Origin of the sequence: Nitrosomonas sp., from assembly GCF_019635155.1 — a bacterium.
GTDB lineage: Bacteria > Pseudomonadota > Gammaproteobacteria > Burkholderiales > Nitrosomonadaceae > Nitrosomonas.
In genome coordinates this window covers 13,113-30,048 of the sequence record NZ_JAHBZY010000007.1, presented here as the reverse complement: position 1 = coordinate 30,048, position 16,936 = coordinate 13,113, and the positions used below count along the sequence as shown (strand labels likewise).

Genomic DNA, 16,936 nt, shown 5'->3' with positions numbered 1-16,936 from the left:
TGAATCGCTGTTTATATGAATTGCCCGGTATCCCAACGGATTCTACAGGTAATTTATGCCTGCACGGAGTCTTGGTATACAATACACACGAAATTTTAGGCAAGGTATCTGACCGGTATTATTTTTTGTAAGTTCCATTGTTTACACATTCAATTCTGATGGCTTGATGCCCTGATTTCGATGGTGCACGAAGTAGGTCTGACCAATAGAAGCCGTATCATCGTTATGCAAAATTTCCATCGAAGGCTAATATGGTCCGGTGATTTTATTATTATATTTTTAGGAGAAAATTAGAATGTCGCAAAAACACCCGGTTATCGCCGTTACCGGATCTTCAGGTGCAGGCACCTCAACGGTAAAGACCAGTTTTGAACATATTTTTCGCCGCCAAAAGCTCAATGCAGTTGTTATCGAAGGCGATAGTTTTCATCGGTACGATCGTGAGGCGATGAAGCAAGCCGTGGCGGAATCAGAAAAAAATAACGGACGTCCGATCAGCCACTTTGGGCCGGAGGCCAACGAATTTGAAAAATTAGAAGCGTTGTTTAAAGAATACGGTGAAAAAGGAACGGGTCAAAAGCGTTTGTATCTTCATAACGAAGAAGAAGCCGAACCTTGGCAACAAAAACCAGGAACATTCACACCTTGGTCGTCCATTCCAACGGGTTCCGATTTATTGTTTTACGAAGGTTTGCATGGCGGTGCTAAAAGTGATACCGCGGATGTTGCGAAATATGTGGATTTGCTAGTCGGCGTGGTACCTATCGTCAACTTGGAATGGATTCAAAAAATCTATCGTGATACCAGTGCACGTGGATATTCCGCAGAAGCGGTGACGCATACCATTTTGCGCCGCATGCATGATTATGTGCATTACATCACGCCGCAATTTTCCCGCACGCATATTAATTTTCAGCGGGTACCAACCGTCGATACGTCCAATCCATTTATAGCCAGAGAAATTCCGACATTGGATGAAAGCTTGGTGGTCATTCGTTTCAGATATCCTGAAATGGCCGACTTTCCTTTCCTGCTAAGGATGATCCACGATTCGTTTATGTCACGTCCCAATACGATCGTTGTGCCCGGTGGAAAAATGGGCATGGCAATCGAATTGATACTGACGCCGCTGATTCTGGATATTGTCGCAAAAAGCAGAGCATAGTCGTCTTGACGAAATTCCGGTTAATTCATGAATTACGATAAATTGAAATTTTCAATTTATCGGATTCTGAATTAATCAATGCGGCGAAATCCAGATTATTAGTTTTTTCAGATCGAACCTGAAATTAATCGAAATATACAAGCTGCATGACTTCCTTACTTACGGATCTTAATCCACAGCAGCTGGAAGCGATTACGCTGCCATATCAGTCCGTCTTGGTGTTGGCGGGCGCAGGCAGTGGCAAAACACGCGTGTTAACGACGCGAATTGCGTATTTGATTCAATCCGGCCAAGCCAACCCTCATAGTATTCTGGCGGTGACTTTTACCAATAAAGCCGCTAAGGAAATGCTGACTCGAATTACTGCGATGTTGCCAATTAACCCGCGCGGAATGTGGATTGGAACATTTCATGGGCTCTGTCATCGCATGTTGCGGGCACACTTTCAAGACGCCGGATTGCCGCAAGCATTCCAAATTCTCGATTCTGCCGATCAATTGACGTTGATCAAAAGAATCCTGAAAGATTTGCAAGCCGATGACAAGAAGTTCCCGCCACGCCAAGTGCAATGGTTTATCAATAATGCCAAGGAAGCCGGGTTGCGTGCTGCGTATGTAATCGTCGAAGATACTTTTTCTCGCCGTATGTTAGAGTTTTATCAAATGTACGAGCAGCAATGTCAGAGAGAAGGCGCGGTTGATTTTGCGGAGTTGTTATTACGCAGTTACGAATTGCTTACTCGCAATGAGCCGCTGCGCCAGCACTATCGCGCACGATTCCGCCATATTCTGATCGATGAGTTTCAAGATACCAACCAATTGCAATACAAGTGGCTGAAACTGCTCGCCGGAGCGGAAACCGATCATGCGGCTGCGGTTTTTGCAGTAGGCGATGACGATCAAAGTATCTATGCCTTTCGTGGCGCCTATAGCGGTAATATGAAAGATTTTGAGCGTGATTTCGGTATTTCCACGGTGATCAAGCTCGAGCAGAATTACCGCTCGCACGGTTATATATTGGACGCGGCCAATGCCTTGATTGAACACAATAGCGAACGTCTCGGCAAGAATCTGTGGACTTCGGAAGGAAGAGGCGAACCGCTGCGGGTATACAACGCACCGAATGATTTTGATGAAGCCGCTTTTATCGTAGATGAAGTCAAAGCATTGCAAACGGAAGGCATTACATTATCTGAAATCGCTTTGCTGTATCGCTCCAATGCCCAATCCAGGGTATTGGAGCATAGTTTGTTTAACGCTGGAATATCTTACCGGGTGTACGGTGGAATGCGATTTTTCGATCGTCAGGAAATCAAACACGCACTGGCTTACTTACGCCTAATTGCCAATCCGGATGACGATAGCGCATTATTGCGAGTGATTAATTTTCCGGCACGCGGCATTGGTGCCAGAAGTTTGGAGCAATTGCTGGATGACGCAAAAGCACAAAGCATCAGCCTATGGCAAGCGGCTCTCAGAAAAAGCGGTGGCGAAACGGAGATTCTGCAGAAACCTTCAGAAGCAGTGAAAGGCATTGCTGGTTTTGCGCGGATGATTTTGCGAATGCGCCAAAATTGCGCCGCCTTGCCGTTACCTCAGATTATTGAGCACATGCTGACTCACAGCGAATTATCTTCGTATTACGCTAAAGAGCGGGAAGGTGCTGAACGATTGGAAAACTTGCACGAACTTATTAATGCCGCGACCAGTTTCGTGCATGAAGCGGAAAATGACAGCCTCATGGAATTTCTGGCGCATGCATCATTGGAGGCGGGCGAGCATCAAGCGGGTAGCGGACAGGACGCCTTGCAGCTGATGACGATTCATGCCGCCAAGGGATTGGAGTTTCATAGTGTTTTTCTGAGCGGACTGGAAGAAGGGTTATTCCCTCACGAAAATAGTCTCAATGAGACAAACGGTCTCGCGGAAGAAAGACGCCTGATGTATGTTGCCATGACTCGTGCACGTCGCCGCTTGTATTTAAGTTTTGCCCAAAGCCGTTTGCTTCATGGTCAAACACGATACAACATCGCTTCCCGATTTTTGGATGAAATACCGCAAGATTCTTTGAAATGGTTGAAATCCCTACCACATAATAATTTTGGCGTTTCGTTAAAGAAAACTGGCAATTCTTCAAGCCTGTCATCCTTTCCCGGATTTACAAACCATCATCAAAAAAATTTGACCGGTATTCCTTGGAAAATCGGGCAGAGTGTATTGCATGACAAGTTTGGAGCCGGTGTGATTATCGATTACGAAGGTAGTGGCAGCGATACCCGCGTGCAAGTTAAATTTACACAAGCAGGCACAAAGTGGTTGCTGACGTCGCTTGCAAAATTGACGGCATTATAATTCAACCGGTTAATCCAACAAATGAGGTGAATCATGCTTAAAGCGGTATTAATGGATTTAATGAAACGTATACCCGGGAAAGCCAGCCCGGAATGGCCTTCCGGTGAACCCTTCACGTTGGCGTTTGCGCATGGCACCATGTCGGTCGAGGTGTATGCGCCTAAGGATGTAGATATCCAGACACCGCATGATCAAGATGAATTGTATTTCATTCACTCTGGTTGCGGCGAAATCGTAGTGGCCGGTGAACGCCATTCGTTTGAACCTGGAATGGTGTTTTTTGTAGCGGCCCATGCAGAGCATCGCTTTGAGAATTTCACTCCGGATTTTGTCACCTGGGTCGTATTTTGGGGTCCGAAAGGCGGTGAATAATTTGAATAAAATTTTTTAAGAAGCTATTGATGCTGAAATTTTATGGTTATAAAAAATGTGATAGTTGCCGGAAAGCGGAGCGGTTTTTGCAACAAGCCGGCATCACCTATCAATTCATCGATATTACCGGGAATCCGCCGAACGCCGCCGAGCTTGCCGAGATTGTTTTGCATGCGAATATTCCTCTCAATAAATTCTTTAATACCAGCGGTTTACAATATCGCGAATTAAGCATTAAAGAACGATTGCCGACATTGTCCGATCATCAAAAATTAAATTTGCTGGCCAGCAATGGCCGTTTGATCAAGAGACCGCTTATTACGGATGGACGCCGCGCAACTGTGGGGTTTGATGATGAGCATTTTGCCGCAGTATGGTTGTGAAGTTATCGGCTGGCGTTGTCGCTTTCTAACCGGTTGCCGGGTATCTCATTGCTACCGCTTTCGCTGCGATTATTAATCAAGCTTGCGCTTTAGCGCTCATGCTTGTACTCTTCTATTCAAAGCCAATTTTAATAAGGCTAATCAATAACCAACCGGATTCGGCAGGAGGTGAAATTGAGTGATCAGCGTTTCTTAGTGCGTAAAGCAGCGGTACTTGGAGCCGGTGTAATGGGCGCACAAATTGCGGCGCATTTGGTGAATGCGAATATCGAAACATTATTGTTCGAGTTGCCGGGTGACGCGGATAATCTCAATAGTAACGTGATTAAAGCGGTGGAGAAACTCAAAAAACAAGAACCTGCGCCGCTATCGGTTAAAAATAAAGCATCCTGCATTCAGCCGGCCAACTACGATCAGCATCTCGAATTGCTTAAGGAATGCGATCTGGTTATAGAAGCGATCGCGGAACGCATGGATTGGAAACGCGATTTGTATGTCAAAATCGCCCCCTTTCTTGGCGAACATACCGTATTCGCTAGCAATACTTCAGGGCTGTCAATCAATCAGCTCGCTGAAGCATTTCCGGAAAACTTGCGTCATCGCTTTTGCGGTATTCATTTTTTCAACCCCCCTCGCTATATGCATTTGGTTGAATTAATACCTTGCCATGTCAGCGATGCAGTCATGCTGGATCACTTAGAAGAATTTCTTGTGACCTATCTAGGGAAAGGAGTGATTCGGGCGAAAGACACTCCCAATTTTATCGCGAACCGTATTGGCGTATTTTCATTGCTGGCTACGATGCATCACAGCCGCTCATTCGATTTTGGCTTCGACTTGGTCGATGCCCTGACTGGCGTATTGATCGGCCGCCCCAAAAGCGCAACGTTTCGTACTGTTGACGTCGTGGGATTGGATACTTTGGCGCACGTCATCCACACAATGCGCGACGCGTTACCGGAAGATCCGTGGCACCGGTATTTTGAGGTTCCGGATTGGTTGCAAGGATTAATCGAAATAGGAGCGCTTGGGGAAAAAGTCAAACGCGGTGTGTATCAAAAAATTAAAAACGAGATTCATGTTTTGGATCGGGCCACTAAAGAATATCGTTTGTCTGGTGCGGATGTCGACGACGATCTTAAGCGTTTGTTGAAATATAGCAACCCGCCCGAAAAATTTGCCGCACTGCGTAATAATCAACAACCGCAGGCACAATTTTTGTGGTCGATATTTCGCGATTTGTTTCATTATTGTGCGATACAGCTTGAATCAATCGCTGATAATGCGCGCGACCTGGATTTGGCAATGCGCTGGGGATTCGGCTGGAACCAGGGGCCTTTCGAAATTTGGCAAGCTGCCGGATGGAAGCAAATCGCTTTATGGATTCAGGAAGACATCGATGCAGGAAAAAGTATGGCGCAAGTGCCGTTGCCGCAATGGGTTATGGCGATTGCTAATAGCGACGGGCTACAAGGTGTTCATTCCAAGCAAGGATCGTTTGCACCCGCTGCCGGTAAACTCCATGCACGGTCACAATTGCCGGTTTATCGGCGTCAGCTTTTTCCCGATCGGCTGATTGGCGAGGATACAACGTATGGTGAAACCATATTTGAAACTGATGCGGTGAGGTTATGGCACAGCGGCGACAGGATCGCCGTGCTCAGTTTTAAAAGCAAAATGCATACGATCGGTATCGATGTGTTGGAAGGTATTCAACAAGCGATTAAAGAAGCCGAACAAAACTGGCGGGCTTTGGTGATTTGGCAAACAGAGCCGCCTTTCTCCGCCGGTGCGAATTTACAAAAAGCTGCAGAAAAACCCAAACCCGAAACGCAATCAGGCAATGCGCCACCGGCTCCGCCTCAACCGCCCACAGCTTTTCAGATGTTACTGAAGAAATTGAGAAGAACGACCCAGGCTGCGGTTCTTCAAGTTGCACGCGAGCTGGATATGGCGGATGTATTGATGGCGAAAAAATTGGCAGAAGTCGAGGAAATGATCAAGCAATTTCAACAAACTTCGCAAATGTTGCGTTATTCAACGATACCGACGGTTGCTGCCGTGGATGGATTGGCGCTTGGTGGCGGCTGTGAGTTTGTTATGCATTGTGATCGCGCCGTCGCAACCATGGAAAGTTATATCGGATTGGTGGAAACAGGGGTTGGATTATTACCGGCAGGCGGCGGCTGCAAAGAATTGGCCATGAGATCCGCGCAAGTCGCCAGAGACGGCGATCCATTTCCGCATTTGAAATATTACTTCCAAACGGTTGCTATGGCTGAATTGGCGAGAAGCGCGGAGCAAGCCAAAGAGCTCGGATACTTACGTTTTGCCGACACCATCATCATGCATCGCTTTGAATTGTTGTATGTGGCGAAGGCTCAGGCGTTGGCGATAGCGGAGGCGGGTTATCGGCCTCCATTACCGATGCGCGAAATCCCGGTCGCGGGCAATACCGGCATTGCAACCATCCAGAGCCAATTGGTTAACATGCGCGAAGGTGGATTTATTTCCGAGCATGACAATTTGATCGCCAATAAAGTAGCTTACGTGATGTGCGGTGGCGATCTGACACCTGGCAGTTTGGTTGATGAAGATTGGCTCCTGGATCTGGAGCGTGCTGCTTTCATGGAGTTATTGGCAACCGAGAAAACACAAGCACGAATCGAATACACACTTAAAACCGGCAAGCCGTTGAGAAACTGATATCACGATTCACGGAGATCTTATGACAAAACAAACTCAAGAAGCTTACATTGTTGCTACTACACGCACACCGGTTGGTAAAGCGCCGCGTGGCATGTTTAAAAATGTACGGCCTGACGATATGTTGGTCCACGTATTGCAGACCGTGATGAAACAATGTGAAGGATTGGATCCTGCCGCAATTGATGATGTGATTGTTGGCTGTGCCATGCCGGAAGCGGAGCAGGGTATTAATGTCGCGCGCGTGGCGCTGTTGCTGGCGGGTTTGCCCAATAGCGTGGCCGGTATGACAGTCAATCGTTTTTGCGCTTCCGGCTTGCAATCCGTGGCATTGGCTGCTGATCGCATTCGCCTGGGCGAAGCCGATGTCATGATTGCCGGCGGTACTGAAAGTATGAGCATGGTACCGATGATGGGTAATAAAGTGGCGATGAACCCCATGATGTTTCAACACGAAGAAAATGTGGCTATTGCTTATGGCATGGGAATGACAGCTGAGAAAGTGGCTGAACAATGGAATGTATCGCGCGAAGATCAGGACGAATTTGCGCTAACCAGCCATCAACGAGCGATCAAGGCAATCACAACCGGTGAATTCAGAGATGAAATCGCTCCGTATGCGGTCGATGAAAAACGCCCCGATTTGATGACGCATACCATACGGGAAGAAATTGCCGTCAAAGATACCGACGAAGGACCGCGTGCGGATACTAGTTTGGAAGCATTGGCAAAATTGCGTCCGGTTTTTGCCGCCAAAGGCTCAGTAACCGCTGGCAATAGTTCACAAATGTCGGATGGTGCGGGAGCGGTAGTGTTGATGAGTGAAGCCGCGTTGAAACGTTTCAATCTGACCCCGCTTGGCCGCTTTGTAGGGTTTTCGGTAGCCGGTGTGCCGCCGGAAATTATGGGGATCGGCCCCATTAGAGCCATTCCAAAAGTATTAAAACAAACCGGCATCAAGCAGGATGATCTGGATTGGATTGAATTGAATGAAGCATTTGCCGCACAAAGCCTTGCCGTCATCCGTGATTTGAATCTGGATCGCAATAAAGTTAATCCGCTTGGCGGCGCTATTGCACTGGGGCATCCACTCGGAGCTACCGGTTCTATTCGCGTTGCAACCTTACTACATGGTCTCAGGCGTCATCACAAAAAATATGGCATGGTTACCATGTGCATTGGTAGCGGCATGGGTGCAGCAGGTATTTTTGAGGCTTTATAAACCTGCTGTACGGTAGACGGTAATTATTCTTCCGTTTGCTGAGCAGCTTGGTGCTGCTGCCGGTGTTTCTCGTTGCAAAAATAATGATCTTTGTCGGCAATTGCTTCATGACGCGGGATACGCAGATGGCATTGAGCGCATTCCACCAGTTCATCCAGTTCTTTTAGCGGATTCTCGGAAGAAGTTTCGGCTTCGGTTTTTTTGTTACTCTCACGAGCATCCGATTCTTTCGCTACGTGACTCCAATTGGCTTTCTGGAAATCCGGCTGGGTATCCGCATTTTTAAAGCGAATAGGTTCTCCTAGAAAAATATCTTTATAACTCACATAAATCGACGCAAAAATCGTGGGAATCAATACGACCAATCCGACGCCATACGGCATGACGCTGATAATAGTCAAGATAATAAGAATGACACCATAAATTTGAAATGGAATGATATTTTTCAAACATGCAAAAAAACTTTTTTGCATTGCCGGAATCGGTTCAACATTATGAAAAACAACCAATAACGGAGAAAACCAGGAAGCCATCATCAGCGGAATGGAGAGCGTTAACGCAAGCAATATCGATGTCAGAAAGCTGCTCATAACACCCATCAATTCAGTTTCATCAACTCTTTTGCCATAGAGCATCATGTCGGTCATTTGTGACCCGCCGATTAGCATGACCAAACCGATAATCAATACTTGCCCAATGAGATAGATACCCCCGATAGTAATTAATGGCGCAACATTACTCTTAAACGCCGCGAATAGATGCGCGATTTCAAGCGGTTTACCTTGTTCCATATCTTTACAACCCAGCATGATTCCAGCAAGAAAAATCGGTGAAACTAATGTAAAGATGAATTGCCCCAGCAGAGGGATCAATGCAATGGTCACAGCAATAAGCATCAATGTAAAGCAGACAAACACCCAAGCGAGCGGTGCTTTTGCGAAAAGATAGAAGCCGCTTAATATCCATTGCAGTCCTTGTTTCGCATTAACTTGGTGAATTTCCATTATATGTCTCCAATAAATTTCGACGGCAAGTTCTTGAGCAATCTGCTCAGGTCTTCCAAAATTGCTTTAGTTTTTCAGGAGCCGCGGCATAATTCTTCAGGATTTCCCGGAAGTGCGCTGGATCCTTTGCGTGCGTTAATTCGCCGGGGCGCGGTAAATGAAAATCATATAATCGTGAAATCCAAAAACGTAAAGCACCGGCACGCAACATTGCAGGCCAAAGATCAAATTCATGATCTGTAAGCGGACGAAAAGCATCATAGGCTTTTATGAGCGATAGTGTTCTTGTTTTATCTAAAACTTTATTTTCCGTCATGCACCAATCGTTAACGGTAATCGCTAAATCGTATAGTAAAACATCATTGCATGCGAAATAGAAATCAATGACGCCTCCGATGCGTTGTTCGACAAATAAAATATTATCGCGGAATAGATCCGCGTGAATAACGCCACTCGGCAGGTTTTTAGTGTGCAATGTCGCTTGGAATTCTAATTCGCTTTTTAGTAATAATTTTTCCGCTTCGGATAAAAATGGAGCGATTTCAAGTGCTTTGGCCTGCCACCAACTGAGTCCCCGGGGATTTTGCATGTGACCGTCATAAAATCTACCGGATATATGCATTTTCGCCAACACGCCACCAACCGCAGCACAGTGTTCGGGAGTTGGTGATAATACCGATTGCCCGGACAAACAAGTCACCAAAGTGGCGGGCTTACCATTCAAAATGCTTAACAGTTGTTGATCCATCCGTGGAATCGGAGCAGGACAAGGAATGCCGCGTTGCGCCAAGAACGCCATCAGATTTAGATAATAAGGTAATTCCGCACAGGTTAATTTCTCAAATAATGTTAATACATATTTGCCTTCTGTCGTCGTTACAAAATAGTTAGTGTTTTCGATACCGGAAGATATGCCTTGCAAAAGAATAAGTTGACCAAGTGCGTAATCTTTTAGCCAAACCGCAAGCTGGCTATCCGTAACAGGAGTAAAAACAGACATGGATTAGTTGAATAAAAGAGCGGGGCTATAAAAAAACAAAAGATTATTTAATTACAAATAGTTGAAAAATATTTTTTAACTAGAATTTTAATATCTGCCACATGGGTGGACTGACATCAATACCTGCCTCGCCAGGATGGTTGTGGTAATCACGCGCGGTATTTTTTTTCAAATAGTACGGAGGTCCAATGCGAGGTATGACTTTAATCATCAACAATTCTCCATTGACACGATGCTCTTCAATAATATTTTCTCCACGTTTAATGATGGTAACTTGCGTTTCCAATTCGGGATCCATTGGAATATCCGGCAGATCTGGCGGTGGATCCTCCAACTCCTCTGGTAACTCGGGAGGTTCGGGTAAAGGAATCAGGTTTTCCGGGTGTGATGGTTTTTTCGCTTGCTTAGGCTGTTCGGACTGCACCATGCTAGGCATGGTAATGCCCATTAGCAGTAATATTAAAATAAATTGATGCAAGTGCATGTCAGTCGCCGTTAAGTCCAGATATACCGGATATTTTACCTAAAATTGTTCATATAAGTTATAAATTGAGCTGAATTTCTTTTTCTGCGGCTGTGGGTTCGAATCCGCTGGTTTCATAATATTGAAAGATTGCCTTGACCACTTGATCCGGCTCATCGATGACCTGAATTAAATTCATATCGTCCGCGGAGATGAACCCCTCTGTAATCAATGCATTCTTAAACCAATCCAATAATCCGCGCCAGAATTCCGTATAAACCAGAATAATTGGCATTTTCCGAGTTTTTCCTGTTTGAACAAGCGTCAAAGCTTCCATCAACTCATCCAAGGTACCGAATCCTCCCGGGAGAACCACATAGGCGGTTGCAAATTTGACAAACATATATTTACGCGCAAAAAAGTGCCGGAAAGTTTGACTGATATCTTGATAGGCATTGCGGTTTTGTTCGTGCGGTAATTGAATATTGAGGCCGATGCTGGGGGATTTTCCATAATAAGCGCCTTTATTAGCGGCTTCCATGATTCCGGGGCCGCCGCCGGAAATCACCGCGAACCCGGCGTCTGAAAGTTGTTTCGCAATTTGCTCGGCTAATTGATAGTGCGGATTGTCGGGATGAGTCCGGGCGCTGCCAAAAATACTGACAGCAGGTTGAATTGTGTCGAGACGTTCCGTTCCTTCGACGAATTCTGCCATAATCCCAAACAATCGCCATGATTCTTTGGCTGACCAGGGTTTCTCGACTGACATTTGAGTGCTCAGTTTATCTCGTAGACTCATAGGAAAATGATAAGAATGAAAACATTATTGTTGGTTGACGGTTCATCGTATTTGTATCGCGCATTTCATGCATTGCCGGATTTGCGTAATCGCCATAATGAACCGACCGGTGCCATTCATGGTGTGCTCAATATGTTGAGACGTTTACACAAAGACTACCACGCGGATTATAGCGCGTGTGTTTTTGATGCAAAAGGCAAAACATTCCGAGATGAACTTTATCCGGACTATAAAGCACATCGACCAGCCATGCCACATGATTTGGCGGTTCAGATCGAATCATTGCATGCGTGTATACGCGCAATGGGATGGCCGATGTTGATCGTTGATGGCGTTGAAGCTGATGATGTCATCGGTACATTGGCCAAGCAAGCGGCTGCAGCCAATATGCGCTGCATCATTTCAACCGGAGATAAAGATATTGCGCAATTGGTTAATCCGCAGATTACATTAGTCAATACGATGACGAACGAGGTATTGGATGAAGCCAATGTGCTTGCAAAATTTGGAGTACCTCCTGAGCGTATCCTGGATTATCTGATGCTAGTGGGCGATGCGTCCGATAGTGTTCCCGGTGTGCAAAAAGTTGGACCCAAAACAGCGGTTAAGTGGCTTACGCAATATGGATCGTTGACGAATTTGATTACGCATGCTGATGAAATCAAAGGCGTAATCGGCGACAATTTACGTAACACATTGGATTGGTTCGATACAGCACGCCAGCTGATTACGATCAAATGCGACGTGAAACTACCGGTTAAAATCACCGATCTTGCGTTGCAACCCCAAGATACTGAAGCGCTAATCCGCCTTTATGAAAAACTGGATATGAAAGCTTCGTTGCGGGAATTGAAGCAGCAGATCGGTTCTCATCAGGCAAATCCGGAAGATTCCAGTCATCATTCCCCTGCGGGTATTGATTGCGTCAGCAGTGATTCCACGTCAGTTAATTCAGGGAACTATCAGACTATTTTGTCGGAAACGGAGTTGGATACGTGGCTTAAACGATTGGAAGCTGCTTCGCTGGTTGCGCTGGATACCGAAACAACCGGTCTCGATCCTATGCAAGCAAAGCTTGTAGGCATATCGTTTTCAACAGAAACGCACCATACGGGATATCTGCCTCTGATGCATAACTACACCGGTATGCCGACGCAATTACCGCTTGATTGGGCGTTGCAGAAGCTGAAACCTTGGCTGGAAGACGTCTCCCAGGCTAAATTAGGGCAGAATATCAAGTACGATAAGCATATCTTTGCAAATCATGGCATTCAATTGAATGGAATTGCGCACGACACCTTATTGCAGTCGTATGTGCTGGAATCGCATCAACCGCACAATATGGATAGCTTGGCGATGCGACACTTAGATATTAAAACAACCAGTTATGACGATGTTACTGGGAAAGGCGTCAATCGTATCGGTTTCGATCAAGTTGCCGTTGATAATGCGACACAATATGCTGGTGAAGATGCGGATATTACGCTACGCCTGCACCAGGCGTTATATCCGAATATCCAACTGAATGATCGCTTAAGCGACATTTACCACAACATTGAGATGCCCATTCTCAGTGTGTTGTTTGAAATTGAACGTAACGGCGTATTACTTGATTATCGATTACTGCAAAAACAAAGCCACGAGTTAGGTGAGAAACTTCATGCATTGGAAGTGCAAGCACATGCGATCGCTGAGCAACCTTTCAATCTTAATTCCCCTAAGCAAATCCAAGACATTTTGTTTAATCAGCTTAAATTGCCGGTTATCAAAAAAACGCCGACCGGCGTACCTTCAACCGATGAAGATGTGTTGCAACAACTGGCGCTCGATTATCCATTACCTAAATTGCTACTCAATTACCGCAGTTTAGCAAAATTAAAATCCACCTATACCGATAAGCTGCCATTAATGAAGAACCCTGCTACCGGTCGGGTACATACCAACTATGCGCAAGCGGTCGCTGTAACGGGCCGCCTGGCAAGTTCGGATCCGAATTTGCAGAATATCCCGGTGCGAACAGTGGAAGGCCGCAGAATTCGTGAAGCATTTATAGCCCCCCCAAATCATCGAATCATATCTGCTGATTATTCGCAAATAGAATTGCGCATAATGGCGCATATTTCTCAAGACGAAGGTTTATTGAAAGCTTTTGCAGCCGGTGAAGACATACACAAAGCAACTGCGGCTGAAGTGTTGGGGATAATGCCGGATCAAGTCGATCAAGAACAGCGCCGGTATGCAAAAGTCATTAACTTCGGACTCATTTACGGTATGTCGGAATTCGGATTGGCGTCACAACTCGGTGTTGAACGCAGTGTGGCCCGGGCTTATATGGAGCGCTACTTCGCTCGATATCCTGCAGTAGAACGATACATGCAGCAAACTCGGGAAAAAGCGAGAAAATTAGGCTACGTCGAAACAGTGCTAGGGCGCAGGCTATGGTTACCTGAGATTAATCACGCCAATGGCAATCGCAGGCAAGGTGCGGAGCGGGCTGCGATTAATGCGCCCATGCAAGGAACCGCGGCTGATATTATTAAGCTTGCAATGATCTCAGTACGTAATTGGCTGCTTCAAAATAAATTACGCAGCAAGCTTATCATGCAAGTTCATGATGAATTGGTCTTAGAAGTCCCCGACGATGAAGTTGAGTTAATAACCGGAAGGCTACCTGAGCTAATGGGCAACGTATTAACGCTGAGCGTACCATTGCGCATTGAAGTGGGAGTTGGAGATAATTGGGAACAGGCGCATTAGTTATCATGCCGCGATACGCCTATTCCTTGCAATTATCAGATCATTCGCGCGTTTCTATTTGAATTAGCGGTTCTGTTGAAGTTTCAACAGTTGATTTGGTTTTTTTTCTCGGTCTTTTAGGTATCACGACTTCTTCAGAAACCATTTCCACCTTATCGGGCGGAGTTTCAATCATTACAAGCCCGGATTCAGAAAAATCGGGAAGTTTTTTACTAGCATGCATCACAGTTACATTTTCTTTAGCCGCTTCAACAGCCGGCAGTACCGGGTCAATGGTCAGGCTATTATCCGCTAACTCCTTGCGCGTTTTAGACGTGCTGACAGTTTTGTCAGGCCCGATTGGTGGTGGCGCCTCTTCTTTATCGACGTGAGCATCATTAACCGCAGAAACTTGATTGTTCGTTGGTTCGGTTAAATCATCATTTTTGGGTGTTTTGCTGACGCTATCGAATTGCTCGCGGGCTTTAGTAGTACGGTTACGGCGAGTTCGTTTGCGATCACCGGTTTTTATATTGATGTTATCAGCGCCATCCACTGATTTTTCTGATGTAGTGCTGCTATCCACTGATATATCATCAGCCGGCGTCTCATTACGTTGCCGTGCGGATTTACTACTCTTCTTCAGCTCGGTGATGTTGTTATCATCGCTATCAAGCTCGATGACTGTGACATTATCCTGATTCAATAGATTGTTTTCGGGTTCATTCTGTTTTGACTGCCGATGTCCCGTTGCATCTTTATTGCGATCACTGCGTATACGTCCGCCACGGCGACCTCTTGAGCGCCCGCGTTCTGTTGTCGTTCTCGGCTTGTCGATTTCGGTTGGTTGTTTTTCCTCTAAATTAATTCTTGTTTCTTCAATGTTTGCAGGTTTGAACCAGCTGAAAAATTTATCCAGAAGGGATGTGTCACGCGGTCTTCCTTCTCTAATCGGCGCTGGTTGAGCGGGTGTTATGCCTTGAACGGCAGCTTGCGGTCGCGTCGGCTTACTCTTCTGTTCAATTGCAATTGCCTGATTCTCATCAGTGCTTTTCTCAACCATCTTATAGCTGGCAACGGATTCGTTAGCTTTAACATCTTCATGACGAATACGGGTCACCGTGTAATTAGGGGTTTCAATATGTATATTAGGAACCAAAACGATATTGATTTTCTGACGTACCTCAATATCGTATATTTCCGGTCTCTTTTCATTAAGCAGATAGGTTGCCACATCGACCGGTAATTGAACGTGCAAAGCGAATGTATTTTCTTTCATCGCTTCTTCTTGAATAATTCTGAGTACATGCAGCGCAGATGAGTCGGTGCCACGAATAAAACCAGTACCTTGACAACGTGGACATGGAATATAGTTGCTTTCACCTAGGGAAGGGCGAAGACGCTGGCGGGACAGTTCCAGCAACCCAAAACGGGAAATCTTGCCAACCTGGATGCGTGCACGATCCTGACGTAATGCCTCATGTAAACGCGCTTCAACTTCACGCTGATTTCGCTGCACGTCCATATCGATAAAGTCGATAACGATTAGTCCGCCTAAATCACGTAACCTCAGTTGCCGGGCGATTTCATCAGCTGCCTCAAGATTCGTATTGAGTGCGGTATGTTCGATATCCAACCCACGAATTGCGCGCGCTGAATTGACATCAACGGAAACCAAAGCTTCGGTATGGTCAATAACGATTGATCCTCCCGAAGGAAGCGGGACCTGCCTGGAGTAGGCGGTCTCGATCTGATGTTCAATCTGAAAACGCGAAAACAATGGCACATCATCGTGATAGAACTTTAGGCGATCCACATTGGCCGGCATCACATGCGCCATGAATTGACTGGCTTGCTCAAAAATATCGCGACTGTCAATCAAGATTTCACCGATTTCTTGATTAAAATAATCACGAATTGCTCGAATTACTAAACTACTTTCTTGGTAAATCAGGAAAACACCGCTTTGGCTATTGGCAGCTTCTTCAATCGCATACCAAAGTTGTGTCAAGTAATTCAGATCCCATTGAAGTTCTTCCGCGCTCCGGCCAATGCCAGCAGTTCGAGCAATGATACTCATGCCATCCGGGACTTCAAGTTGAGCGATCACATCGCGTAAATCATTACGCTCGTCGCCGGTAATTCGACGCGACACGCCACCGCTATTCGGATTGTTGGGGATTAATACCAGATATCGGCCAGCAAGAGAGATATAGGTGGTAAGTGCGGCGCCTTTATTGCCTCGTTCATCTTTATCAACCTGGACGATCAGTTCCTGGCCTTCTTGCAAAAGATCTTGGACACGCCCCGTTGCAGTAACATTTTCTGCGAAACAAGAAGGTGCGATTTCCTTAAAGGGTAAGAACCCGTGACGCTCGCAACCATAATCCACAAACGCAGCTTCTAAACTTGGTTCAATTCGCGTAATAACAGCTTTGTATATATTACTTTTGCGTTGTTCCTTACTGACTGACTCAATATCAAGATCAACTAGAAGTTGACCATTTACAATTGCAACCCGTAATTCTTCAGGTTGGGTTGCATTAAATAACATTCTTTTCATTTCCAAACCTTACGTGTTCAATTTATTAATTTCCTAATCCCAATTTGAAGGGAAAGATTTTTTATGTACGTGGATTTTAATGACGAGGTCTGGGTGTTGTATTTTACCTAAATTTATCAATTATATAATTCTTTTTTTTAATGTGTTTTAATATGTTAACTAATTTCTTTGA

The 16,936-nt window shown here is 45.6% G+C and carries 12 protein-coding genes; 7 read left to right on the top strand and 5 right to left on the bottom strand.

Annotated features, from left to right (window positions below; genetic code table 11):
* Positions 1-295 precede the first annotated feature (295 nt).
* The 6 genes from KF839_RS06330 (at position 296) to KF839_RS06305 (ending at position 8,199) form a co-directional block, all read left to right on the top strand.
* Positions 296-1,165, top strand: a complete 870-nt coding sequence (locus KF839_RS06330) for a phosphoribulokinase (RefSeq protein ID WP_292916997.1) — start codon at positions 296-298, stop codon at positions 1,163-1,165.
* Positions 1,166-1,311: 146 nt separating this feature from the next.
* Positions 1,312-3,516: a UvrD-helicase domain-containing protein gene (locus KF839_RS06325; protein WP_292916996.1), complete on the top strand. Its 2,205-nt coding sequence runs from the start codon at positions 1,312-1,314 to the stop codon at positions 3,514-3,516.
* Between the two features lie 33 nt (positions 3,517-3,549).
* Positions 3,550-3,888: a cupin domain-containing protein gene (locus tag KF839_RS06320; RefSeq protein WP_292916995.1), complete on the top strand. Its 339-nt coding sequence runs from the start codon at positions 3,550-3,552 to the stop codon at positions 3,886-3,888.
* Positions 3,889-3,917: 29 nt separating this feature from the next.
* Positions 3,918-4,271 carry a Spx/MgsR family RNA polymerase-binding regulatory protein gene (locus KF839_RS06315; RefSeq protein WP_292916994.1) on the top strand — a complete coding sequence of 118 codons (354 nt, stop codon included), beginning with the start codon at positions 3,918-3,920 and terminating at the stop codon, positions 4,269-4,271.
* 174 nt (positions 4,272-4,445) lie between these two features.
* Entirely contained in the window at positions 4,446-6,977 is a 2,532-nt protein-coding gene (locus KF839_RS06310) for a 3-hydroxyacyl-CoA dehydrogenase/enoyl-CoA hydratase family protein (protein WP_292916993.1), read from the top strand.
* Between the two features lie 22 nt (positions 6,978-6,999).
* Positions 7,000-8,199 carry an acetyl-CoA C-acyltransferase gene (locus KF839_RS06305; protein ID WP_292916992.1) on the top strand — a complete coding sequence of 400 codons (1,200 nt, stop codon included), beginning with the start codon at positions 7,000-7,002 and terminating at the stop codon, positions 8,197-8,199.
* Between the two features lie 23 nt (positions 8,200-8,222).
* On the opposite strand, the gene KF839_RS06300 is transcribed toward KF839_RS06305, so the two are convergent.
* The 4 genes from KF839_RS06300 to KF839_RS06285 all read right to left on the bottom strand — a co-directional run bounded on the left by KF839_RS06300 (position 8,223) and on the right by KF839_RS06285 (position 11,465).
* Positions 8,223-9,203, bottom strand: a complete 981-nt coding sequence (locus KF839_RS06300) for a BPSS1780 family membrane protein (RefSeq protein ID WP_292916991.1) — start codon at positions 9,201-9,203, stop codon at positions 8,223-8,225.
* Between the two features lie 46 nt (positions 9,204-9,249).
* A complete protein-coding gene (locus KF839_RS06295) occupies positions 9,250-10,203 on the bottom strand; it encodes a homoserine kinase (protein ID WP_292916990.1) in 954 nt (317 codons plus the stop codon).
* 79 nt (positions 10,204-10,282) lie between these two features.
* Complete coding sequence (locus KF839_RS06290; protein WP_292916989.1) at positions 10,283-10,687, bottom strand: DUF2782 domain-containing protein; 405 nt, start codon at positions 10,685-10,687, stop codon at positions 10,283-10,285.
* Between the two features lie 58 nt (positions 10,688-10,745).
* Positions 10,746-11,465, bottom strand: a complete 720-nt coding sequence (locus KF839_RS06285) for an LOG family protein (RefSeq protein ID WP_292916988.1) — start codon at positions 11,463-11,465, stop codon at positions 10,746-10,748.
* Positions 11,466-11,480: 15 nt separating this feature from the next.
* Here KF839_RS06285 and polA point away from each other — a divergent pair, with 15 nt between their 5' ends.
* A complete protein-coding gene (gene polA, locus KF839_RS06280; protein WP_292916987.1) occupies positions 11,481-14,222 on the top strand; it encodes a DNA polymerase I in 2,742 nt (913 codons plus the stop codon).
* A gap of 40 nt (positions 14,223-14,262) precedes the next feature.
* Here the strand turns inward: polA and KF839_RS06275 are convergent, their stop codons facing one another.
* A complete protein-coding gene (locus KF839_RS06275) occupies positions 14,263-16,764 on the bottom strand; it encodes an Rne/Rng family ribonuclease (RefSeq protein WP_292916986.1) in 2,502 nt (833 codons plus the stop codon).
* Between the last annotated feature and the right edge of the window lie 172 nt (positions 16,765-16,936).